Source organism: Atlanticothrix silvestris CENA357 (assembly GCF_016056295.1).
GTDB classification, from domain to species: domain Bacteria; phylum Cyanobacteriota; class Cyanobacteriia; order Cyanobacteriales; family Nostocaceae; genus Atlanticothrix; species Atlanticothrix silvestris.
This window is the reverse complement of record NZ_JAECZB010000003.1, coordinates 64,427-87,047: the sequence shown is the minus strand read 5'-3', so window position 1 is coordinate 87,047 and position 22,621 is coordinate 64,427. Positions and strand designations below refer to the sequence as shown.

Genomic DNA, 22,621 nt, shown 5'->3' with positions numbered 1-22,621 from the left:
AGCAAAGAGGATATTGTGTTTAAAGACCCAATAAGACAAAAAATTAAACGCCTGCAATTAGGAAATAGACCGAGAGTTTTAGATATTTTTGCAGGGTGTGGTGGTCTTTCACTTGGGTTTCAAAATGCTGGATTTGAGATTTTAGGAGCCATAGAATGTGATCCTCTTGCATCTGAATCTCATGCTGTTAACTTCTGCAAGAATATATCGGAAGAACTCCGTAAAGTTCATGCCATTGCTCGTGATATTACTGTTACAGAACCAGATCAACTTGTTAGCGAGTTGCAAATAAGTTCTGAGGTAGAAACTGCAATCGATGTAATAATTGGTGGCCCACCTTGTCAAGCTTTTGCCAGAGTTGGACGATCAAAGTTAAGAGAAATAGCTGATCATCCTGAAGCCTTCCGGCAAGACCCAAGAGCAAATTTATATTTAAGATATCTAAATTATGTTAAATCGTTGAATATATTGAGTGAAAAACTGGAGCAGTTAAAGATAGCTGGTATAAAAGTGGAGTTTAACAGTGTAGAATTTTATGATTTGAAGAAAAAGATTGTCCCTCCTTATGATCCATTTAAATTTCCCAATAAATGGCGAAAAATAGAAGCAGATAAACCCGCCAGAACGTTAATGGCTCATCTTGGTAAAGATACCTATTCTCATATTCATTACGACAGTATACAGGCTAGAACTATCTCAGTACGAGAAGCAGCGCGTCTACAGTCATTTCCAGATGGATTTACCTTTGTTGGTACTATGAACTCAGCTTTTAGGCAGATTGGTAATGCTGTTCCTCCCCTACTGGCAAAGGCTATTGCAAATCAAATGTTTGAGCAAATACAAACGGCTATTTTATGCAAAGAAAGCTTGCTGTTAAAAGACTTACTGCCTCAGACCTAACATTTTTTGAATGGCATTTTAAGAATCGTCCTGCGGGAAAACAAAAAGCGATAAACTTGAATGCAGATATTTTCATTAAGAGGCTATATCCTACTTTACTTGATTATGTACAAACTCAAACAGGAAGTAAAATACCCCTTGATCTTTCAATTTATGGGCCGGGTCTTGAGGGTGAATATAATCTTCAACGAAAGATAGTTAGGGGCAATACATATAAAAACTGGCGGCTGAATGGTGAATTTGTCACAAATCCTGATGAAAGCCCTGAAAGATTTAATATTCTAGAACCTGGTGATTTTATAATTTTTGATTTTAATGGGATTAGCGTTCCTGTTAGTGCAAAAGCTATATTTGTTGCAGGGAAGCACTTAACAGATGCTTCACTTCATGTTGCCATTGATTCCTTTTTAGGAAACTCTAAAATGGAGAGCTTAACACCTATAGATATCAGGAAAATTATTAATGAAAATTTTGTTATTTCAGAACATCCAATCAATGAACTTGTTTTAGATGATGCTTTAGAAGATTTCGTTCAAGGTGGCAACCAAGGACTTCAAAAGCTGTTATTAAGACCACCAAATAGAAAATTATCGCCTATCGACCTGAAGAAAGCAAAAGAAACTGCTCAAGCAAACGGACGACGATGCGAAGAATTTGTGAACGAATATCTTGCTACTCAAAAAACATTAGGAAATATTCTTGATTACATCTGGCAATCTAATGAAAATCCTGTGTCAGTGTATGACTTTTCATTAGATTTACCTGACGGTAGCAGAGTTTTAATTGACGTTAAATCTACTGGTAGAGATTTCACACAACTATTTCACGTGTCTCTTGGCGAACTACGTTGTATGGCTAATGCAGAACGATATGATATATATAGAGTTTTTAGTATGGATCATGATGCTGCAAAATTGAGAATTGCAAAGAACGTTAAAGACTTTGCCTTAGAAATTTTAGAAGTCTTTAAAAAATTACCAAAAGGAATCTATTCTGACTCAGTGTCTGTAGAACCTTCTTTTTTATTTTTTGATGGAGAAATTAATATTCAAATTGATGAGATGGATGAAGACTAACAGCCTACGAATATTTAGTACCCAAATTTTTGGTATATCGCTTCTACTCGTAATTCAATACTGGCATAGCTTTCCAAAAATTACCCATGACTAAAAACTTTGGTTGTTTCTTCTACGTTTAATGCGTTTGGGCTGTTGAAAATAACGAATTACGCGACTCATTAAGTTAGAAGAACGCTTTTTTTTATTAGTCGTACTACTTCGACTATTAGGAATGTTTTCATCTAAAGGTATAGCATTTTTGGTAGGAGTTATTCCACTGCCATATTTTCTAGCATAAACTTGGGTAAATTCGGCACCAAAAAAGAGAATTTGGGCAGCATAGTTAACCCAAGCGAGGATAACTACCAACGAACCAGCCGCGCCATAAGTTGAGCCAAAAGTTGCATTACCTAGATACTGTCCTAATACAAATCTACCGATAGTAAACAAAAAGGAAGTAATAACAGCACCAATAAAAACATCATTCCAAGTAATTTTTACGTCTGGAAGAACTTTGAAAATCAACCCAAATAAAGCTGTGGTAATAGCAAAAGAGAGGACAAAGTTAAGTATCTGCCAGATAAAATCTGCGCCTGGTAGCAAATTACTAAAGTAAGTTACCACCGCTGATAAACCGGCACTAACTACTAGAGACACCAGCAGTAAAAAGCCAATACCCAGAATCATCGTAAATGATAAAAAGCGGGTGCGAATCATGTTAATGATTCCTTGTCCGGGTTTTGGCTTCACCTCCCAAATTGTATTTAGAGAATCTTGTAATTCGGAAAATAGACCAGTAGCACCTATAAGCAGAAGGACAACACTAATAATTGAAGCGATAGTTCCTGTTTGTGGTTGACTAGCATTTTGGATAGTTGTTTCAATAAATTTGGCACCATCTGGGCCGACTAAACCTTGAATTTGACTAACAATTTCACCCCTAGCGGCTTCTTCGCCAAATACTGCTCCGGCGATCGCAATTACAATAATCAGCAGAGGTGCAATAGAAAAAATCGTGTAATAAGCTAATGCAGCCGCTAAGCGTGAGGCTTTATCTTCACTCCATTCTTTAAATGTTTCTGGAAATAGCTGCCAAAATGCCTTTAACTTCATTCAGTTTAGTCTCCTTATAGTTAGGAAGGTTGTATCCTTCTGCTATATTTGATACTGATTTCCTAGTAATGCACATCTTCCTAAAGGTGTTTGTGCCGTATTCTGGAGACAGAATTTATATATCCGTGAAAGAATGGAGATAGGTTGCTGAAACGTCGATACAAGGGTTCCAGGTTCCCCCAGACATTAATACTCATTGGAGTGCGATCGCTCTCCAAACAAAGCCAAATCAGTAATTTTGGTTGGTGATGTATGCGAGCGATCGCAGTAATTAAACTCCCATTATATTAAAGGCGGAAGCTGCTACAGGTTGCGCGAAACACCCAAACTTGACAGCAGAAGTTGCTACAGGGAAAACGGAAGCTGCTACAGGCTGTGCGAAACACCCAAACGTGAAAGCAGAAGCTGCTGCAAGGAAGACGGAAGTTGCTACAGGAAAAATAAACAGAAAAATTTTTTGGTATACGAAGGATTTTAGCCCCTTGCTTTCTCTGTTTTGTTGAGGGTTTTGGATTTGAGCGATCGCCTAGAAAGTTTCCCGAAAGTGCGATCGCATTTGCTACATCACTAAGGACTTTTCAAACATCCTCGGAGGCCGTAATTCACTTTTTGACTAAAACATAAGCATTAGCATATTCAGGTAGTTGCTGAATATGCTGTTTAAAATCTTTTTGACTCCGAAAAATACCTGCCAAAAAATCCAATTGATAAAGATTGGGTAAAAAAGCTCCGCCTGTATCTGCAATAACTCCCATTTGCAGATGTTTACGTCCATTTTTGGTATGTTCAATCACAATCACTTTACCTAAACCAATGTTGAGGACATCTCCAGCAAAAGTCACACCTGGTTTAATAGAAATTTTTGCATCTATTGTGTGTCCATATCCTTTAATTGCGTCAACTTGCCTAAAATACCAATAACGCTTTTGGGTTGTGGCTTTTAATCCTCGAACGTAAGAGATACCATTATTCTTATCTACATTAAAAAATGCTTTAGAACCATCTGTAAAATTAATCAGTACTGTTCCCTGCATTAATGCTTCTTCTAAACCATTACGAGTTAAATAAGCTAAGGGTTTCACCTTACCAAATTCTTTTCCTCCTGGCTCATAAATACCTGATAAAACATCTTGCTTTGTATATCTGGTGTAAAATGTATCGGTATTCGAGTTTTCTTTTAGGCTATAAATTGGTGTGTTAAAAGTAGAAGTTTTTGTCCGAGAACCTGGATGAGTAAACACAGCATATTTTGTAATTCTTAATCGTTGTTGCTTTTTATTTTGGGGGTTATGGGCAGACCATTTAATAACTCGAAAATTGGCATTAATAAAATTAGGATCTTGTAACCGAGTTGTTCGTTTATTCGCAATATCTTCGTTTAAGGTAGTAATCATAAAATCCAAAGTTTTGAGCATATCTGGTATGCTCACACCTTGAGTTCCTAATATTCCTTTACGAAAAATATCTGGATCTTCTGAGGCGTGGTCTTGGAAATATTTTCTGGTATTGATTAGAACAGTTAATAAATCTGTTTGATTAAAATTTACCTGAGATTTTGGCAATTTGACTGGAGTGAAAATCTTATTACCATTAATACTAAATTTATATTTTTTCCACTCATCAATGACTGGATAGGTGACAGGTACTGATGCCGGAGGTTTTCTCGATATAACTATATTAGGTTTATTGATAGCCTGATTAGATGTTTCTGGAACAACCGCAGGATTTTCAAAAGTTGCGGCAAGTGTAGTGTTAGCAGCAAAAGCAGAATTTTCTTTTAATGCAGTCTTTTGTTGAGCTAGCTGTTGACTTGTTGATTGTTTATAAACATAGCTACCAGCTAAACTAATAAATAATAAAGTAATAATACTTACTATACAGCGGAATTTCTGATTGAATTTGATACTCATAAAATGCCAGATAGATCTCTAATAATAAATAATAATTTTACCTGCTCAATATCTGAACGATATTAACTTGACAACGCGCCAACCGTGTATACAATTGGGGCATAATACATCATTCAGTTTTAAGTAGCAAACTAGTCTAACAGTGCATTATACCTCCTACACCTTTAATTACTTCCGTACTATTGGGTTTTGCGTTGAGTCAGCACGGTAAAAACTGATACCTATAATAGTAATAAAAGCAGTAGCCAAGTCTGGAATTAAAAAGTATTTTTCTTGTTTACCCAGCAATATCAACACTCAGTAGTAGCAAATTTCGGAAACTTTTTTGCTAAATTCTGCTCAAGATTCATGAAACATATTTGTTTTGAGTTTTGCTACCAATGTGTAAATTTTGTCCAAATAGAATCAAATGTTACTGTAGCTACTTGCACTTGGCAGTTTAATCATCAGTAATCTAAAAAACATCTTAAAAAAAATGTTAAGTATCCCTGTTAACTTATCTTTACCTAGTGAACCTCGCCTGGTGACTGCCTTACCTGGACATCGCGCTCAAGCAATTATAGAACGCGATCGCGCTGTAACTTCTCCTTCTTATACCCGTGACTATCCCCTAGTCGTAGCTCGCGGTGAAGGCTGTATGGTGGAAGATGTCGATGGCAACGTGTTCCTCGATATGACCGCAGGAATTGCTGTCACCGCCACCGGACACGCCCACCCAGAAGTCGTCAAGGCGATTCAAGAACAATCGGCGCGTCTGTTGCACATGTCGGGGACTGATTTTTATTATGAGCCGATGGTGGAACTGGCGGAACAATTAGCGATGCGTGCGCCTTTTCCTATTAGTGGAACTGCGTTTCCAGCAAAAGTATTTTTCACCAATTCCGGGGCAGAGTCTAACGAAGGAGCTATTAAACTAGCACGATATTACACCAAGCGATCGCTAATTGTGGCATTCTTAGGAGCATTCCACGGACGCACTTACGGGGCTATGTCTCTCACTGGTTCTAAGGCAGTGCAACGAGCAAATTTTGGCCCTTTAGTTCCCGGTGTGACTCATATTCCCTACGGTACTCACGCTAGCCTGGATTACCTAGAAAAACAGCTATTTGCGACAATATTACCACCAGATGAAGTAGCAGCGATCGCAGTAGAAGCAATTCAAGGAGAAGGGGGTTACATCGTCCCCGAAGATGGTTTTTTACAAAGAATTCGGGATATATGCGATCGCTATGGCATATTGATGATTGTCGATGAAGTACAAGCCGGCATGGGGCGTACTGGCCGCTTATTTGCAATTAACCACTGGGGTGTAATGCCTGATATTATTACCACCGCCAAAGGTATTGCTAGCGGTTTACCTCTAGGGGCAATTCTAGCTAGACCTGAGTTAATGACTTGGCCTCCTGGTTCCCACGCCACCACATTTGGCGGTAATCCCGTAGCTTGTGCGGCTGGTATTGCCACTTTGCGACTTTTAGAAAGTGGCTTGATGGCAAACGCTACTCAGATGGGAGAATTATTACAAGCTGGTTTGACTAAGTTGCATGATAGATTCCCTCAAATGTCGCTGCCTAGAGGTAAAGGTTTAATGGTGGCGGTAGATTTATTAGATGAAGAGGGTAACTTTGATCCTACACTGCGCGATCGCATTATCCAAGAAGCTTTCTTACGGGGTCTATTATTACTTGGTTGCGGTAAGGCAGCAATTCGTTTTTGTCCGCCTCTGGTAATTAACACTGCCCAAATCCAAATTGCTGTAGATATTCTCTCAGAAATATTACATTCCTCACATATTTAAGCCTAGCCACAACGATTTTTAGAGGAATCGACTTATGAAACCAGAAATTGCTCTTGATCTGTGGGATTTACTTTGGCAAAAATATAGTGCTAGGGTCAGTCATGCCCGCACTTATCAAAAAATGATCACTACAGCGGGTGGGACTGTTGCTAATGACCATATTGCCTTTCGGTCTTTGCGTCTGTTGGTTGATAGTTGCCCAAATCAGGTAAATTTAGGGATTGATTACCTAGGACAAATAGCTGAAGCTTTGGGTTATGTCGCGGCTGGAGAGTATTTTTTTAATGAAACTCATCTTTATGCCCGTCATTATCGTCATCCCCAACAAGAAGAATTCGACTTACCTAAGCTGTTTATTAGCGAATTAATTGTAGATGAATTGCCTGCTAATATTGCCCAACTAATTTATCAAACAGTAGCTTCAATTCAATACGAAATTCCAACTTTCTCACAAACTGAAGATAATTATCAAATTATTGCTCAACAACTCCAGAAAATCTTCACCCGTCCTTGGCAACCTCCCCGGCGTTCTGTTGTACAAGAGGTGAATCAAGTTAGTCAATATGGTGCTTGGGTATTGTTGCATGGTTATGCTGTTAACCACTTTACCGGTTATGTCAATTGCCAGAACACAGCAGTGTATCCAGATATAGATAGTACTGCTCTTGGTTTAGCTAATTTTGGTGTACCGATGAAGGCAGAAATAGAAGGCAATATTACCTGTGGGTTGCGGCAAACTGCAACTCAAGCAGTTACAGAATTAGTAACAGTAATTGATGATATTAATGGTGTAGAAATTCAAATTCCTTGGACTTATGCCTATTATGAAATTGCCCAGCGTTACATGGTAGAAGTTGAACCTGGAAAAACAAAGCTTTTTGATGCTTTTTTAGGAAATAACGCTCAACAATTATTTGAAATGACTCGGTTGTAAATTAATTAGGTTTAATTAAGATGTAGTTAAATCATAATTTACTCCTAAATGCCCACGAATTTCATTTACTGGTACATCCCAAAGTTGATCCCATTTTTGAGCGATAAACTTCCCCGGAGTCTGAGAACCTAAACGATATCCGCGAGCTATTTCTGTCATTAAATTTTGGAATTTAGCTGGTTGATAAAGACTAGTCATCACCATCCCAAAGCTTACAAGCATCACACTAATGGGAATCGGGGTTTGAGCCAAAACAAAAGCTTGGAGACCAATTTCACCAATCCCATCAGTATCAAATCCAGTGACTACATGATAAATATCATGAGTAGACCGCCAAAGCATTTTGAGATAAGAAATGTCATCAACAACAGGCACTTTTTTATAAAAATAAGGATCGAAACCTCTAGCTTTCATCTCGTTGGCGTAGACATTGCCTAATGTTCCCTCTGGGAGTTTGGCTAAATCATCTAAATTAAAAGGTGCTGGTAGCCAGCGTTCTGCAAACAAGGCGTTCACTTCAGGAATTTTTTTCAACTTATCAACAGCTAACTGCGCCATTTCTGTTTGGTCAAGTGCATCCTCGAAGTCAAAAACTGGGTCAGTGTTACCATTTCTGGGTTTCAAAGCCCTATCTGCTAAAAATTGAATGTAGGCAAGAAGTCCTTTGTCATTATTGTAAGTGATGACATTGGTCATACTAATTTCCTCGTATGATGAAGGTCGGTACAAATTCTTCAACTTTAGCTATAAAAATTGACGCATTGATATTAATGCGAGAATATACACTTCCAATATTTAGAACTATTGATTTATATTTTCATTTATCTGTAGAAGTATTTATTGACGTTGGGTAACAAGGGACAGGAGATAGTTAAATTTTTCTATTCGCAGCCGAAATAATACTGATTAGACAATTAAACAGTCAGAGGTTAAGACTAATTTTCCTGTATCTTTTAGGACTTACGCACACTCTACGAATTCTTGGCGTTCTTGGCGTCTTGGCGGTTCGATAAATTAAGATTTTTGGTGATTTTTGCGTAAGTCCTGTCTTTAATTGAATCAGCGATCGCTTTTAGCAGAACGGCGAGGTGTGGATGTTCGTCCACCAGACTTTTTAACACCTGCAACGGTTCGCGCTGCTGATTTTTTAGTAGTAGAGTGAGTAGGACGTTTGTCACCTCTAGATTTGGGTTTGTTTCCATTTGGGACTGGTTCAGGCTTGGTCTGATCGGCTCCAAAGCCAGGAATTACTCCTAATGGCAACCGTTGTTCAATCAGTTTTTCGATATCTGCCAACAACGGGTATTCATCAACAGATACCAGCGATATGGCTTCACCTGATGCCCCAGCACGACCAGTGCGACCAATGCGATGAACATAATCCTCAGGTACATTGGGCAAATCGAAGTTGACTACATGGGGCAATTCACTAATATCTAGACCCCGTGCCGCAATGTCGGTAGCTACTAATACCTGTAGGCTGCCGTTTTTAAACTTTTCCAGAGCATGGGTACGGGCAGACTGACTCTTATTTCCGTGAATAGCCAGGGCTTGGATGCGATTATCGATTAATTGCTTAACCAGACGGTCAGCACCATACTTAGTACGAGTAAACACTAATACTTGATACCAATTGTCTTGTCGAATCAAGTGAGCTAGTAAGTGGCGTTTCTTGTCACGGTCTACCTTATAGACTTTCTGTGCCACTGTGTCAGCAGTAACGTTGCGGCGTGCCACCTCAATCATTGTTGGGCGATTGAGTAAACCGGCGGCTAGTGCCTTAATTTTGTCCGAAAAGGTGGCGAAAAATAGTAAATTCTGCCGCTGTTTAGGCAGAAGCGAGAGAATGCGGCGGATATCACGAATAAAGCCCATGTCTAGCATTCTATCTGCTTCATCTAGCACCAAAATCTCAACGTGTGACAGGTTAACTGTGCCCTGCTGTACATGGTCTAACAGTCGCCCTGGGGTACTCACTAGAATATCTACGCCACCCTTCAAAAGCCGTTTTTGCGGATTAATGCTGACCCCACCGAACATCACCATCGAGTTCAGCGGCAAGTACTTGCCATACTCACGCACGCTTTCTTCTACCTGTGCAGCGAGTTCGCGAGTCGGGGTGAGAATCAGCGCCCGAATTGGGGGACATCCATAAGACGCGCCTTTAACGTTCTTGTCGGACGACAAACGATGCAGCAAGGGCAAGGTGAAACTCGCAGTTTTTCCAGTGCCAGTTTGGGCACCAGCTAACAAATCACCACCCAATAATACGGCAGGAATCGCCTGCATCTGAATTGGAGTGGGTTTAGTATACCCTCGCTCGGTGACAGCACGGATAATCTCATTTGACAAGCCGAGAGTAGAAAATGACATAAAACTCCAGAAATAACATCGGCCTGTCGCCAGTGGCGGCATCAGTCTTAGGCGGACGGATGGTTTGAAGGGCTAAAATTAAGCAGTAAGCGCCAAGACTGAGAGCGAATGCCGCGACTCCTCATCCTAGCAGAATGTAGTTCGTTATGTGATGATGTCTCTAAACTTTGGGTATTAGTTTTATGTGGTAGGGTGCGTTAGGACTAATGTCCATAACGCACCGCAAATTTAGGATGGTGCTAAGAGTGCGGCATAACACAATACGCTTGGGATAAGTTTTTATTCTCCCCCCCTGCTTCCCCTGCATCCCCTGCCTGTCTCAACGGAGCAATTTCTTAACTGAACCGTATTGCGGCATAACACGCTTTATTAGACTTGCGACGCTACTACAACACAAGATGGGTGATTAAATCCCGTGACTTTTGCCGATTACCCAATTCCGCCGGAAAAACCTCGCCAAAGCAGACTCTTCTAGCGATAAATAAATTGGTCGTCCGTGGGGACAGGTGCGGGGGTTACGAGTGCGTTGCCAATTATCTAAAAGTGTTTGCATTTCTTGTAGATTCATTGGTGTACCGTTGCGAATAGCACTACGACAAGCGACAGCTACTTGAGCCGTTTGTAAGTCGCCTCCCCAACTGAGTTCTAAAATTGCTTCGGCACAGTCGTCTCGCTGCTGTAGCATTGCGGGTAAGGTTCGGACTGCCCAAAGTTGTTCGCCAAAGGTTTCAATGTCTAAACCTATACGTTGCAGTTGGGAGACTTGCGCTGGCGACAACTGATAAAGAATAGTTGGTGGTTCAACGGGGACAAGTTGCCACTCATCGCACAATTGCTCATATAAAACTCGTTCATGGGCAATGTGCTGTTCTACTAACCACATCCCACCTGGATGTTCTACAACAATATAAGTGTTGCTAACTTGAGCAACAGCTTTCAATGAGTTAAGAGTTTGGTTATCTTCGTTGGGAGTTTGAGGGTTAAAGTTGTAGCCGCCTTTGCTTTCTGCGGCTTTGAGTAATTTACTAACTCTGGTTGTATGAACAGATTCTTTAATGTTAGTAGGAGAAATCTTCAGTGCTTGGTCAATTGCTTGGGTAATTTGTTCTTGCCAATAACAGATTTCGTTGAGGTAAATTTCTGTTTTGGCTGGATTGCGATTCCAGTTAATTTGATCGGGGGAAATAGCAAGATGTAAGATGCAAATTGGATAGCGATCGCGTGGTAATGTTTTGTGAAATGCTGATAAAATCGCTTGTTCTATTTCCGGTGAGTTTACCATCCGCCCATTAATAGCTGCTCGTACCCAATCTGGACGATGGCGATGGCAACGGTCAGGTAATCCTATGACTAAGTTTAGTACAGAATTTGGCGGGTGAGGTAGTTCTAATTTCACCTCTTCCAAATCACCCTGTCGTACCTGATTGAGAATCTGCGGTAGTAGTTGTCCCGTTGTCCCAGCCGGACATATAGTGAACCACTGGCGATCATTTTGCCAAACTTGCCAAGTGACTTGAGGATGACAAAGGGCAATTTGGTGAATTGTCGCCTGCACAGCTTTCATTTGCTGTGCTGTTGTCGGTAATCCCTGGCGACGAGATGAGCAATTACCAAATAAATTAGATACTGCAACAACTGTACCAGGAGCGATCGCAGTAGCTTCTACTTGCATCGCTTTCCCACCATTGCCATAGACAACCCGCCATCCTGACTTTCCTGGTGGACGACTCAAAATCTCCACCTCAGCTAGAGTTGTCAAACTGTGCAACGCTTCGCCACGAAACCCTAAACTGTTAATTTTCCACAAATCGTCACTAGAACGGATTTTACTCGTACTATGGGCTGTGGCTGCTTGTTGCAAGTCTTCTAGGTTCATGCCACAACCATTATCTGCGACACGGATTCGCCATTGCTGCGGCCACAAATAAACTACAATCCTCGTCGCACCAGCATCTAGGGAATTTTCCACCAATTCCCGCACCACCGATGCGAAAGAGTCGATTACCTCTCCAGCTGTAATCAGATATACGACTTCTGTTGGTAAAGCTTGAATAATAGATGCCATAAATTATAGTTTTTGACACTCTCACCACTAAGGCCTCGCCTGTCGTGGGAGATTCTTGCTTCATCGAGTTTGTCTAGTTTTAAGTCATTTGTGTCTTAAAACCCCGTCCAGATTTCCCTCCACAAGCATCTGTTTAATTTTCACTGATTGCCCGGCAGCAAACAACACAATACTTACTTTTATGCGTCGATTTCTCATTCATGAACTATGCCGCCCCTGTTTTCAGGTATTTGCTTTTGGTCGGTCATTTCATGTGGCGAGAACCACCAATTTTGTCCTAATAGGAACATCTGGGTGCGTTAGCTTGTTAATTTTACTACAAATTGTCTCCCTGAAGTCGAGTTTTATTGGAACTCCAAAAAATAATGCCCATGAGGGGTCAACCCTAATTATTGCCCCAAACTCCGTGTGCATGAATTGAGTGAGTCTTGATAGTTGAGGATGTTTGCTTGCTTTTTATCCTTGTGAGTCTCGGTCAAGAAAGCCTGTCACCAATCAGTGTAAGTAAAACTGCTGGCGAGAATAGTGTGTAGTTTACCACTATAGAGCTAACAGAAAAATGCCCAAAGCCCTATGGCGCGAGTGAGATTATGGACTTTGGTTTAGAGAGCGATTGACCTAGCTGTTGTAAAAGTTTGGGGTGCGGAGGGTTCGTTAAGAGTGCATTCACGGTCGGTTAAGATGTCTCAGTTGTACTTTCCAAGGTAGCAGTTATTCGGAAGAGCGTATTTCCGATGCTATGTAATACTAGGTATGGCAATTTTGAAAAACGGATACATCTACCCTATGAATACATCTGAATTTGACAAGTATAAAGTAGACCACCTGTTTTTGCTGATTGGTGAAAATCCTCTACCCAACTATGTTGCAGCAAAGCTGTTGTTGAATGATGGTGGAACTGCATATTTAGTACACACAGCGGATACAGTAGAACAGGCAAAGCGGCTGCAAAATATTCTCAAAAGTGAGTCAAATGGTTCTAAAGATGTAGAATTGCGATCGCTCAATGATTATGAGTCTGATGCTTATTACATCCAAACAGAAATTAGAGGAAAGTTAGAAAGCATTAAAAGCGGAAAAATAGGTCTAAATTATACAGGCGGGACAAAGGCGATGTCCACACACGCCTACCGAACATTGTTTTACGAAGAAGTTAAAGATAAAACATACAAACAGCGTGAAGGTATTACTTTTAGCTATCTCGACCCCCGCAGATTAGAGATGTGCATTGATAAAGAAGATAATGAACGTGTTCGTATTAAAGTTACGCCAGAAATACTGCAAGTAGACATAAAAACGGTATTTGAGTTGCATGGTTGGAAATGGGGTTCTGAACCTATTCAGGAGCCAGAACAAGCTAAAGCCGCGCAAGCATTTGCTGATTTTCACACCAAGGAAGATAGCTTACACAAATGGAAAAGTTGGTGCTACCAGGTTCTACGCCCAGTAACAAAAGATAAAAGAGACAACTGGCTAGAAAAACAAGAGCTTGAAAAAGTTCCTCCTTTAAGCTTAGAGACTATCAAATCAGATCCTCAAATAAATAATGCCTTAATGGAACTAGGATTAACAAGTGAAGAACTATCACTCCAAGCTTTAAAAGAACAAGGATTTAAAAATATTAAGCAAGTCTGTAAATGGCTTGATGGTGAATGGTTAGAACACTACGTTTTGTACAAGATTAAAGAAATTTCTGAAAAATTCTTGATTCATGATAGCGCAACTTCATTTTGGATGAGTAGTGATAATAATCCAAAACAAAATAAGTTTCAATTTGATGTAGCTTTCATGAGAGGTTATCAACTATTTGCCATTTCCTGCACTACAGATGCAACGAAGACACTTTGCAAGTCTAAACTATTTGAGGCATATATCAGAGCGCAACAGTTAGGTGGTTCAGAGGCGCGAGTTGCTTTAGTGTGTTGCGCTAATACCAAGGATATAGTTGCTTTAAGAACTGAAATTACTAATGTTTTTAGCTTAGAGCCTGATGCAACAAGTAAAGATAACAAAATCGCTGTGTTTGGACGCGAACATTTAATAAATCTATCTGAAGAAATTGCTGAGTGGATTACTCAAGTTGACCGGGAGACAAAATGACACAATTTACTGTAACTGTAGTTGATACAACAGGTAAACAGAATTATATCTTCAGCAGCAACCGTCTCCGTGAAAACATTGGAGCCTCATTCTTATTATCTCAAGCTACAAAAGAATGGGTTGAAGAAACATTAGTAAAATTAGAAGTTCCGAAAAAATGCCAAGAAGAAGCAATAGAAACCAGTGAACTTAATGCAGAACTAATATACGCGGCTGGTGGTAATGCACTTATTGTATTTAAATCACGCGAAACTGCTGTTAGGTTTACTCATATATTGAGTAAGCGAGTTTTGGAAGAAGCAGCAGGAGTTAACCTTTTAGTTGCTCATGCAGACTTTGATTGGCAAAGAGAAAATTTACATTTAATAGTTGAAAGCCTGAAAAAAAATGACATAGAACGTCAAAAATACGAGAGAATTCCTTCTGTTCCGTTATTGGGATTAGGTGTAACTGCTAGTTGTAACTCAACTCAGCTTCCTGCTGTAGATAGAAGTGATGAGTACGTCAATTATGGCGGTGAAGAAGAAACAGATAGCTATTTGATTTCTACAGAAACCAAGCAAAAATTACAAGCAGTTAAGGAAGCTAATCAAAAGCTACAAAAGTTTTTTGCAGAAGTAGTTGACCAAAATATTTATCAGTTTCCCTATCGAACTGACCATTTAGGCCGTTCTAAAGGTGAATCCAGCTATGCTGCTATTGTTCATGCTGATGGTAATGGTATGGGAAAGCGTTTTCAAAAGTGTGGTAAGGATGCACAAAATAATCGAGATTATATTCACAGAATGCGAAAGTTTTCTAAAAGTGTTGACCAAGCTGGTATTAATGCACTAAAAGCTGTCGCAAGTATTTTAACTAAATCAATTCAAGAAGGAAAAGTTGTTGGTAAAATTGGAGAATTTAATTTAAATGCTAAATATTACCTTCCTTTCCGTCCTTTAGTTTATGGTGGTGATGATATTACCTTTGTTTGTGAAGGAAGATTAGGTTTAGAGTTAGCTGCATTATTTCTGAAAAAATTTGAGGAACAGACTGTAGCTGATGGTAAACCTTTAACGGCTTGTGCAGGTGTTTGTATAGTCAAAACTCATTATCCTTTTGCACGAGCTTATGAGATGAGTGAAGATTTATGTAAAGAAGCTAAGAAATTTGTTAAAGACGAGCGCAAAAAATATGGAGTAGATTATTTTTCTGCTATTGATTGGCATTTAGCAGCAAGTGGTTTAATTGGTTCAGTGTCTGAAATTCGCAAACGTGAATATCAAATCCCGACTAATGATAAACCTTGGAATTTAGCAATGCGTCCTGTACGTTTGCAAAACAATAACAGTGAGTGGCGCACTTGGGAAGGTTTCACTCAAGTGGTTAAAGAATTTAAGGAAGGAAAAGACTGGAAAGAACGACAAAATAAAGTAATGGCTTTGCGAGAAGTTTTACGCAAAGGCTCTATTGATGCTACTAAAGAATTTTTGCTTGCGTATAAATTGCCGCAGCTACCGTTATTTACTGAGTCTAGTGGTCAAAGAGAACAACTGTCTACAGATGGTTGGTTAAGCGGAGAATGTGGTTATTTTGATGCTATTGAAGCTATGGATTTTTATATTGGATTGGGGGATTAGGTGATTATTTATCAACTAAAAATTACATTATTAAGTGATACCACTTTCGGCAGAGGGGATGGTGTTGCAGGTTTAATCGATCAAGAAGTTGAGCATGATTCCTGTGGATTTCCTTACTTACGCGGACGCACACTTAAGGGTTTGTTGCGTGAAGAATGCGACAACTTAATTGCAGTTCTACATGATAGTCGCCCATATTGGGAAAATCTCGCTTGCACTCTTTTTGGTACACCCGGTAGCACTGTGGGAACAATAGCAGCAATGCACGTAGGAGATGCTTGCTTACCAGATGATTTACGGGAAGCTATTGCTTGGCAAATTCAAGATGAGTCATTGAAAAGAGAGGAAGTTCTAGAATCTCTTACTACTATCCGTCGCCAAACTGCGATTGATTCCCAAACTGGTACAGCAGACGAAGGAAGTTTATGTTCTTTTAGAGTAGTTATACGCCAGCTTGAATTCAAAGCTGATTTAATATTTGAAGGTCAACCTAGTGATGAAATGCTGTCAATTTTAGCAGTGGGTGTACTAGCACTTCGGCGTGTAGGAAGTGGACGCAATCGAGGTCGAGGATATGTGCGATGTACGCTGCATAATCATGCAGGTAAAGAAGTTACACGAGATTATGTAAGCTTGTTTGGTCAAATTCAGGAGAAAGTTGCATGAAGATAATTACTTTTTCATTGCATACTCAACAACCACTGCTTGCTACTTCATTTCAAGGCGATCCAAATAGTGATGTATCTTATAGTTTTATTCCCGGTAGCATGATTCGGGGTGCAATAATTGGTCGGTACATGAAGCAGCATCAATTATCAGAGCTTGATTTGAGCAATGATACAGTCAAACACCTATTTTTTGATGCTAAAAGCACGCGCTATCTAAACGCCTATTTGCTAAGTCAGGACGGGAACCGGACACTACCTGTACCCCGTTCTTGGTTTAAGGATAAGGATGCAGAAGTAACAGATGATTCAACGATATGGGTTTATGATTTCAGTCTTGATAGAGGGGATGATCTAGAAAACTCCAAGTTTGTGGGTGAATACTTTTGCACAGAAGAAGGTAGCTGTGTCAGATTCTATAAAGAAAAACGACGGATTAATATTCACAATCAACGCGATCGCAAACAAGGACGATCTACTCAAATTAAACGCGACCCTCAAACCAAGCAACTCAAAGGTGAAGGGGAAATTTTTCGCTACGAAGCTATTGATGCTGGACAAACGTTTCAAGCTGTCATTCTCTGTAAAGAAGCAGATGCAGCTTTTCTGAAAAAATTACTCCACAAATCACAAGACCTTTGGTTAGGTGGTTCTCAAAGTGCAGGTTACGGGCATACAAAAATTTCTGAGATCAATTGTCACGACGCTTGGGATGAAGTAAGTATTCCAATTGAAGACCGTATTGATAGAGAGAGTTTTACAATTACACTGCTAAGTGACATGGTTTTACGTGATGAATGGGGGCAATATGCCGTAATTCCTCCGTCAGCACAACATCAAGTCCCAGTACCATTAATAGAAGAACTAAAAAAAATTTTAGGTGTAGAACTACAGTCAAAAAGAAGTTTTACTAGTAGCACTTTAGTAGGTGGATTTAATCGTAAATGGGGACTTCCTTTACCTCAAGTTCCAGCATTTACAGCAGGAAGCGTATTTGTTTTTGAGAATATTTCTTTAACCTCAGAGCAAATTCAACAACTGGAAACTCAAGGTATTGGAGAACGAAGAGTAGAAGGTTTTGGCAGAGTTGTTGTGAATTGGTTAGAAGAAAACCATTTTCAGGTATATCCAAAACCAACTAAATCAACTAGTCAGCCGACATTAAAACAAGAAACATCACGTACTTTAGCAGCACACATGGCCGAGAGACTACTACACAAAAAACTAGAACAATTATTGCAAAAACAAATTGGACGTTTAGCAATCCAAGGTAACATTAGTAACAGCCAATTGTCACGCTTGCAATTAGTAGCAAGACAGGCACTAGCAACTGGCAACTGTGATTTAGTATTGTCACTTTTAGATAATTTACCAGCTAATGCTAAGGGTCAATTTGAAAAAGCCAAAATAGGTACAGGCAAAGATTCTCTGAAGCAAAAACTTGATGAATGGCTGCGTACCCCTATGTCTTGGATTAGCAATCCACAGGATTTAACAGTCAAGATTGCTGACATAGAGCGAAGTATTACAGATGAATTTGCAATTAACAACAAGCTGGTTGAAAAATATACCCTGCGTCTAATTATGGCTGTGGCTAAAAAAGCAATGAAGGAGGAAATTTGATGAATAGCGATCGCCTCAAAAATCGTAATCAACGCCATATAATCGAACGCATTATAGTCAAAGGCACTTTGGTTTTAAATACTCCTACTTGTTTAGGAAGCGGTGATGTTGATGGTGATACTGATTTAGTTTTGTTGCGAGACAGTAGAGAAGATAAAGCTTTACTGATGGGTTCATCTATCGCCGGAGCGCTACGAAACTATTTGCGAGAATATCAAAATGGTTATAGTGCTATAGAAGAATCTTTATTATTTGGCGGTCTGCGTAGTGATGAAGAGGGTGAGCAAAGTCCTCTAATAATAAATGATGCACTCAGCAGAGAAAATATCAAAGCAGAACTGAGAGATGGTGTCAAAATTAATAGCATTACTAGAACAGCCGAACCAGGCGCAAAATATGACCTAGAGTTATTAGAAGCAGGAACAAAGTTTGACCTGTATTTTGAATTGTTGATTGATGCAGATAAGAATAAGGAGCAATTAGTTAGAGAATTAGCAATTGTTCTTAAAGGTTTAAAAGATGGTGAAATTAATATTGGCATAAAAAAGCGGCGGGGATTTGGTCGCTGTCATGTAGAAAAATGGCAAGTTTGGGAACTTGATATGACCAACCCTAATCAACGTTTTCAATGGTTAACTCTAGATCGTGATTGGGCGCAATCCTACACAAAATCACCCAATATAAGTAAATCAATTGAAACAGCACTCCAAGTCCAACTGGATGCAAAAGATAAACGCGATCGCCTAACCATCCAAGCCACATTCATCCTCGCAAGTCCCTTACTGATTCGTTCAGGTCAAGCTTCCAGCGATAAAGCTCCTGATGTTGTTCATTTGAAATCTAGACGCAACGAGGAACTGAAACCAATTTTATCTGGTACAGCTTTAACAGGAGCATTGCGTCACCGTGCAGAAAGAATTATTAACACTTTGACACAAGGTAAGAAACAACTGATCACCGAACAAATAGTTAATGAGATATTTGGTTTTGTAAAGGATAAAAAACAAAAATTAGAATCAACTAATAATGAGCAGGCAAAAAAAGCAAAGGCTAGCCGCTTAACTGTAGATGAAAGTATTATCGAAGGTGCTACTAAAGACAATGATTTAGTCCAAAATCGTATCGCCATTGACCGCTTTACAGGTGGTGCATTACATGGAGCATTGTTTCAAGAACAGCCAGTATTTGGAAGTGAAAATACAAAAGTAGAACTAAAACTAGAGTTACGCCAGCCAAAAGGCTACGAAATAGGTTTACTACTGCTGTTACTTAAAGATTTATGGACTGGGGATTTACCTGTAGGTGGTACTAGCAGTATTGGACGGGGAAGATTGCATGGTAAAGACACAACTATTACTTTGCATAATTCCCAGGAAAAGACAACGTGGACTATTTCTCAACTTGCAAAAGATGAACCTTTAGTTGTGAATGATATTGAGTCTTTAGATAAATTTGTTACTGCATTAAACGAGGAGTTAGCAGCTTGAATAAACCATCATGCGAACATTTAGAGGTTCCAAGGAATTTAGACTTACAAAAATGGCTAGGACAACAAGCCAAAAAGAATCAATTAAATTACTTGCTAGGACACGCTGAAGACGGAGTAATTTGGGGTAAATTTCTTCAAGATGGAAGTTTAATAACATCGGATAGCGTATTTTCTCAATTTGCAAAACTACGTTCTTGCACTTTACAACAATGTCGCGCTTTTGGTGAAAATGCAGAAGTTATGCTTTGGCAAAGCGATGAAGGTTTCAAAGCTCGTCTTATCAAAGATGAACATCTGAAAAGAGAAGATTATATTCCCGAAGATCAAATTTTATTGGGAACGCAAGCAGAAAAAGTCCGTGATTATTTTACTTTAGTATCTGACGGTTCACAAGGATTACGTCACGCTGTACCTTTAGTTGATATTGAATTTGATAAAAATTCTGGCAAAACATATCGTCCGTTACGTTTGAGCGTTCGCCACTATATAGATTGTGAACAAGAAACAGGTTTAGCTCATATTTATCTCAGTCGTTTAGTTAAGCTTACTACAGAAAAGGAATTAGCTCATGCTGCCAAGACATATTCATGATGTTCCAGAACCAAAAAATAATAAACCTAAAGCTCTCGCTCCCTATAACTTTGTTGAATTACCGAATAAAATTGTTGAGGTTAAATCTGAATCTTTACCTCAGTATAATTCTTATTATTCTCAATCTGAGAATAGATATACAGGTAGGATTGAATGTACGCTCATAACCAAGTCACCTTTATATATTCGTTGTGGGTTAACTAGAGAAGAATTTGAATGCGGTGCAGAAACAAAAGATTTACCTGATTTTTTCTATACACAGCCAGAAGCTAGGAATGAAAAACCAGTTATTCCTGGTAGTAGCTTACGTGGAATGACTAGAAGCCTTATAGAAATTATCAGCTTTAGTAAAATTACAAAAGTTACAAATAAAAAGCCTTTTTATCGTTCTTTGGGAGACAAAGCACTTCAAGAGATTTATGCATCTAATTTAATTGAACAGTCAGAAGAAATACATCCGAGAAATCCAGGTATTCAAATTCCTTGCTACCGTTCTAAAGTTCGTGCTGGATTTATACGAAAAATAAATAATAAGGATTATGTAATAGAGGAATTCGGCTACGGACGTATTGATAGAAACGACCTTCCTTGTATTCCTAATCAGCCACGTCAATCGCTCTATATTGGTAAAAAACCAGGAAGTAATCCAAATTGGAAATATCAGCACCAACATATATATGTTGATATTGATGCTGAAGAAAAAAATTACTTTTTCCCACGCCAAGTAACTACAGATACAAAAACTGGCAAGCAAAAAGAACGTCATCCCGATATTTACCTGCGATACCGTCATGTTAACTCAGCAAGTTTACAAGCATGTTCTAACATGAAGCCAGCAACATTAGTCATTACAGGAGATATGCAATATAAACATCTAGAGTTTGTTTTTTTGCACGATAAAATTGGAGAATATCAAGTAGCGGATGAAATTATACAACGTTTTCATGATGATGATCAAATAACAAAATGGCAGGAAGATAGCTTTCCCAAGGATAAACCTACTAAAAATTCTCGCCCAAAAGATGGATATCTTCAAAATGGAGAACCTGTATTTTTTCTACTAAACGAAGATGGAGAAACTATCCGTTTTTTGGGTAGAGCGCAAATGTTTCGCTTGCCTTATGATTTATCTCCTTATGACTTAGTACCAGAGAATTTACGCAACTCTTCTATAACCGATATTACTGAAGCAATATTTGGCTATGTAGATGGGAAAGAACGAGAAAATGCTCGTGCAGGGAGAGTCTTCTTTAATGATGCTATTTGTACCCAACCTGTAAATGTTTGGTATCAAGGAGATTTTGAGAAAACCTTAATCCCTAAAATATTAGGTAGTCCAAAACTCACAACTTTTCAACACTATTTAGTTCAAACTAGCACCGATAGAAAACAACTTAAGCATTATTCTCCTCAACCGGATGATGAAAAAACCGTTATTCGAGGACATAAACTTTACTGGCACAAAGGAAGTAATCCTGATATTAAACTGCCGCCAAACCCGAATGAACCTTCAGATACTCAAACTACTCAAATTAAACCAATAAAATCGGATGTTCATTTTACGTTTACCATCAACTTTGAAAACTTGAGCGATGTAGAGCTAGGCGTATTGTTGTGGGTATTAAGTATTTCAAGCGGTAAAGCACAAGCTTTTGGCATTGGCAAACAAGGTGAAGAGTACTGCCTTTCTCTAGGTATGGGTAAACCTTTAGGGATGGGTGCAGTTAAAATTGAGCATAAGCTTTATTTGAGCGATCGCACTACACGCTACCAAAAATTATTTGATGGAAATCACTGGAATGAAGCCGAAACATCAGCCAGCGACGAACAGCAGATTAGTTTCATCAAGGCTTTTGAGGAATATGTAATTGATAATATCAGCAACGAAGATAAACCAAAAGAAGGAGAACTAAACAGCCTAAAAGATTTACCACGTATTGAAATGCTTTTGGCAATGCTGCGTTGGAATTCTCCATTAAAAGCAGAAGATACTCGATATATGACTATTAAGCCTACTAACGAGTATAAAGAGCGTCCTGTTTTGCCAACTCCATTGCAGATAATGAATATCACAGATAATCGTAAATTACCAACTTCCTCAGCTTCATCACCTGAAAATATCTCAACAAAAAAGTTTGAAAAACCAATAATAAAACCTCAGAACAATAATAGAGATTCTAGACCCAACAATAATCGATATAACTCAGGGGATGGAAATAGTTCTCATCCTGCTATACAAAGACCTAAACCACCCAAAAAATGAACATCTCCCACCTCTTCCACCTCCTCACCACCATCTGACAAGTGTAGGTTTTTTATTTAGGCATGAGTGGGCACTCTCAAACAGAGTTTTAAACGTGGTTCAAATAACGAAATTACCTTC

Annotated in this window: 17 protein-coding genes; 12 read left to right on the top strand and 5 right to left on the bottom strand. The window is 39.1% G+C overall.

All coding sequences use genetic code 11. The features are described from left to right. The first annotated feature begins 15 nt into the window (after positions 1–15). Together I8751_RS02565 and I8751_RS02560 are read left to right on the top strand one after the other, a co-directional pair. Complete coding sequence (locus I8751_RS02565; RefSeq protein WP_318780281.1) at positions 16–900, top strand: DNA cytosine methyltransferase; 885 nt, start codon at positions 16–18, stop codon at positions 898–900. After that, positions 855–1,976 carry a protein NO VEIN domain-containing protein gene (locus I8751_RS02560; protein WP_214437597.1) on the top strand — a complete coding sequence of 374 codons (1,122 nt, stop codon included), beginning with the start codon at positions 855–857 and terminating at the stop codon, positions 1,974–1,976. The genes I8751_RS02565 and I8751_RS02560 overlap by 46 nt, the downstream gene beginning before the upstream one ends. 90 nt (positions 1,977–2,066) lie before the next feature. Here I8751_RS02560 and I8751_RS02555 read toward each other — a convergent pair whose 3' ends face one another. Next, positions 2,067–3,071: a YihY/virulence factor BrkB family protein gene (locus I8751_RS02555; RefSeq protein WP_214437596.1), complete on the bottom strand. Its 1,005-nt coding sequence runs from the start codon at positions 3,069–3,071 to the stop codon at positions 2,067–2,069. Between the two features lie 329 nt (positions 3,072–3,400). Here I8751_RS02555 and I8751_RS02550 point away from each other — a divergent pair, with 329 nt between their 5' ends. Further along, positions 3,401–3,574 carry a hypothetical protein gene (locus I8751_RS02550; protein ID WP_225893910.1) on the top strand — a complete coding sequence of 58 codons (174 nt, stop codon included), beginning with the start codon at positions 3,401–3,403 and terminating at the stop codon, positions 3,572–3,574. A gap of 99 nt (positions 3,575–3,673) precedes the next feature. Here I8751_RS02550 and I8751_RS02545 read toward each other — a convergent pair whose 3' ends face one another. Beyond that, a complete protein-coding gene (locus I8751_RS02545; RefSeq protein ID WP_214437595.1) occupies positions 3,674–4,981 on the bottom strand; it encodes a hypothetical protein in 1,308 nt (435 codons plus the stop codon). A 475-nt stretch (positions 4,982–5,456) separates the two neighbouring features. On the opposite strand from I8751_RS02545, the gene I8751_RS02540 reads away from it, so the two are divergent. After that, positions 5,457–6,779 carry an acetyl ornithine aminotransferase family protein gene (locus I8751_RS02540; RefSeq protein ID WP_214437594.1) on the top strand — a complete coding sequence of 441 codons (1,323 nt, stop codon included), beginning with the start codon at positions 5,457–5,459 and terminating at the stop codon, positions 6,777–6,779. 34 nt (positions 6,780–6,813) lie between these two features. After that, complete coding sequence (locus tag I8751_RS02535) at positions 6,814–7,713, top strand: DUF1338 domain-containing protein (RefSeq protein WP_214437593.1); 900 nt, start codon at positions 6,814–6,816, stop codon at positions 7,711–7,713. 15 nt (positions 7,714–7,728) lie between these two features. Here the strand turns inward: I8751_RS02535 and I8751_RS02530 are convergent, their stop codons facing one another. The 3 genes from I8751_RS02530 to mutL all read right to left on the bottom strand — a co-directional run bounded on the left by I8751_RS02530 (position 7,729) and on the right by mutL (position 12,151). Further along, positions 7,729–8,409 (bottom strand): Coq4 family protein, encoded by a 681-nt coding sequence (locus I8751_RS02530; protein WP_214437592.1) that lies wholly within the window; start codon positions 8,407–8,409, stop codon positions 7,729–7,731. A gap of 363 nt (positions 8,410–8,772) precedes the next feature. Then, on the bottom strand, positions 8,773–10,086 hold the full coding sequence (locus I8751_RS02525; RefSeq protein ID WP_214437591.1) for a DEAD/DEAH box helicase: 1,314 nt from the start codon (positions 10,084–10,086) through the stop codon (positions 8,773–8,775). 406 nt (positions 10,087–10,492) lie between these two features. Then, a complete protein-coding gene (gene mutL, locus I8751_RS02520) occupies positions 10,493–12,151 on the bottom strand; it encodes a DNA mismatch repair endonuclease MutL (protein WP_214437590.1) in 1,659 nt (552 codons plus the stop codon). A 786-nt stretch (positions 12,152–12,937) separates the two neighbouring features. Between mutL and I8751_RS02515 the strand changes: the two genes are divergently transcribed. Genes I8751_RS02515 through I8751_RS02485 form a run of 7 tightly spaced genes read left to right on the top strand, consistent with a single transcriptional unit; the run spans position 12,938 to position 22,501 of the window. Further along, a complete protein-coding gene (locus tag I8751_RS02515) occupies positions 12,938–14,251 on the top strand; it encodes a Card1-like endonuclease domain-containing protein (protein WP_214437589.1) in 1,314 nt (437 codons plus the stop codon). Continuing rightward, positions 14,248–15,870 (top strand): Cas10/Cmr2 second palm domain-containing protein, encoded by a 1,623-nt coding sequence (locus I8751_RS02510; RefSeq protein ID WP_214437588.1) that lies wholly within the window; start codon positions 14,248–14,250, stop codon positions 15,868–15,870. Before I8751_RS02515 ends, I8751_RS02510 begins: the two co-directional genes overlap by 4 nt. Then, positions 15,871–16,536, top strand: coding sequence for an RAMP superfamily CRISPR-associated protein (locus I8751_RS02505; protein WP_214437587.1), 666 nt, complete (start codon positions 15,871–15,873; stop codon positions 16,534–16,536). After that, on the top strand, positions 16,533–18,158 hold the full coding sequence (locus I8751_RS02500) for an RAMP superfamily CRISPR-associated protein (protein ID WP_214437586.1): 1,626 nt from the start codon (positions 16,533–16,535) through the stop codon (positions 18,156–18,158). The genes I8751_RS02505 and I8751_RS02500 overlap by 4 nt, the downstream gene beginning before the upstream one ends. After that, a complete protein-coding gene (locus I8751_RS02495) occupies positions 18,158–19,645 on the top strand; it encodes an RAMP superfamily CRISPR-associated protein (RefSeq protein ID WP_214437585.1) in 1,488 nt (495 codons plus the stop codon). The genes I8751_RS02500 and I8751_RS02495 overlap by 1 nt, the downstream gene beginning before the upstream one ends. Next, positions 19,642–20,238, top strand: a complete 597-nt coding sequence (csx19, locus tag I8751_RS02490; RefSeq protein ID WP_214437584.1) for a type III-D CRISPR-associated protein Csx19 — start codon at positions 19,642–19,644, stop codon at positions 20,236–20,238. Before I8751_RS02495 ends, csx19 begins: the two co-directional genes overlap by 4 nt. Then, entirely contained in the window at positions 20,216–22,501 is a 2,286-nt protein-coding gene (locus I8751_RS02485) for a TIGR03986 family type III CRISPR-associated RAMP protein (RefSeq protein ID WP_214437583.1), read from the top strand. The genes csx19 and I8751_RS02485 overlap by 23 nt, the downstream gene beginning before the upstream one ends. Positions 22,502–22,621: the final 120 nt, after the last annotated feature.

What these genes read in the sequence shown, in the direction of transcription:
- I8751_RS02525 (WP_214437591.1), bottom strand. Translation starts at nt 10,086, where the DNA reads ATGTCATTTTCTACTCTCGGCTTGTCAAATGAGATTATCCGTGCTGTC.
- I8751_RS02500 (WP_214437586.1), top strand. Translation starts at nt 16,533, where the DNA reads ATGAAGATAATTACTTTTTCATTGCATACTCAACAACCACTGCTTGCT.
- I8751_RS02530 (WP_214437592.1), bottom strand. Translation starts at nt 8,409, where the DNA reads ATGACCAATGTCATCACTTACAATAATGACAAAGGACTTCTTGCCTAC.
- I8751_RS02540 (WP_214437594.1), top strand. Translation starts at nt 5,457, where the DNA reads ATGTTAAGTATCCCTGTTAACTTATCTTTACCTAGTGAACCTCGCCTG.
- I8751_RS02555 (WP_214437596.1), bottom strand. Translation starts at nt 3,071, where the DNA reads ATGAAGTTAAAGGCATTTTGGCAGCTATTTCCAGAAACATTTAAAGAA.
- I8751_RS02545 (WP_214437595.1), bottom strand. Translation starts at nt 4,981, where the DNA reads ATGAGTATCAAATTCAATCAGAAATTCCGCTGTATAGTAAGTATTATT.
- I8751_RS02495 (WP_214437585.1), top strand. Translation starts at nt 18,158, where the DNA reads ATGAATAGCGATCGCCTCAAAAATCGTAATCAACGCCATATAATCGAA.
- I8751_RS02535 (WP_214437593.1), top strand. Translation starts at nt 6,814, where the DNA reads ATGAAACCAGAAATTGCTCTTGATCTGTGGGATTTACTTTGGCAAAAA.
- I8751_RS02510 (WP_214437588.1), top strand. Translation starts at nt 14,248, where the DNA reads ATGACACAATTTACTGTAACTGTAGTTGATACAACAGGTAAACAGAAT.
- I8751_RS02560 (WP_214437597.1), top strand. Translation starts at nt 855, where the DNA reads ATGCAAAGAAAGCTTGCTGTTAAAAGACTTACTGCCTCAGACCTAACA.
- I8751_RS02515 (WP_214437589.1), top strand. Translation starts at nt 12,938, where the DNA reads ATGAATACATCTGAATTTGACAAGTATAAAGTAGACCACCTGTTTTTG.
- mutL (WP_214437590.1), bottom strand. Translation starts at nt 12,151, where the DNA reads ATGGCATCTATTATTCAAGCTTTACCAACAGAAGTCGTATATCTGATT.
- I8751_RS02485 (WP_214437583.1), top strand. Translation starts at nt 20,216, where the DNA reads ATGCTGCCAAGACATATTCATGATGTTCCAGAACCAAAAAATAATAAA.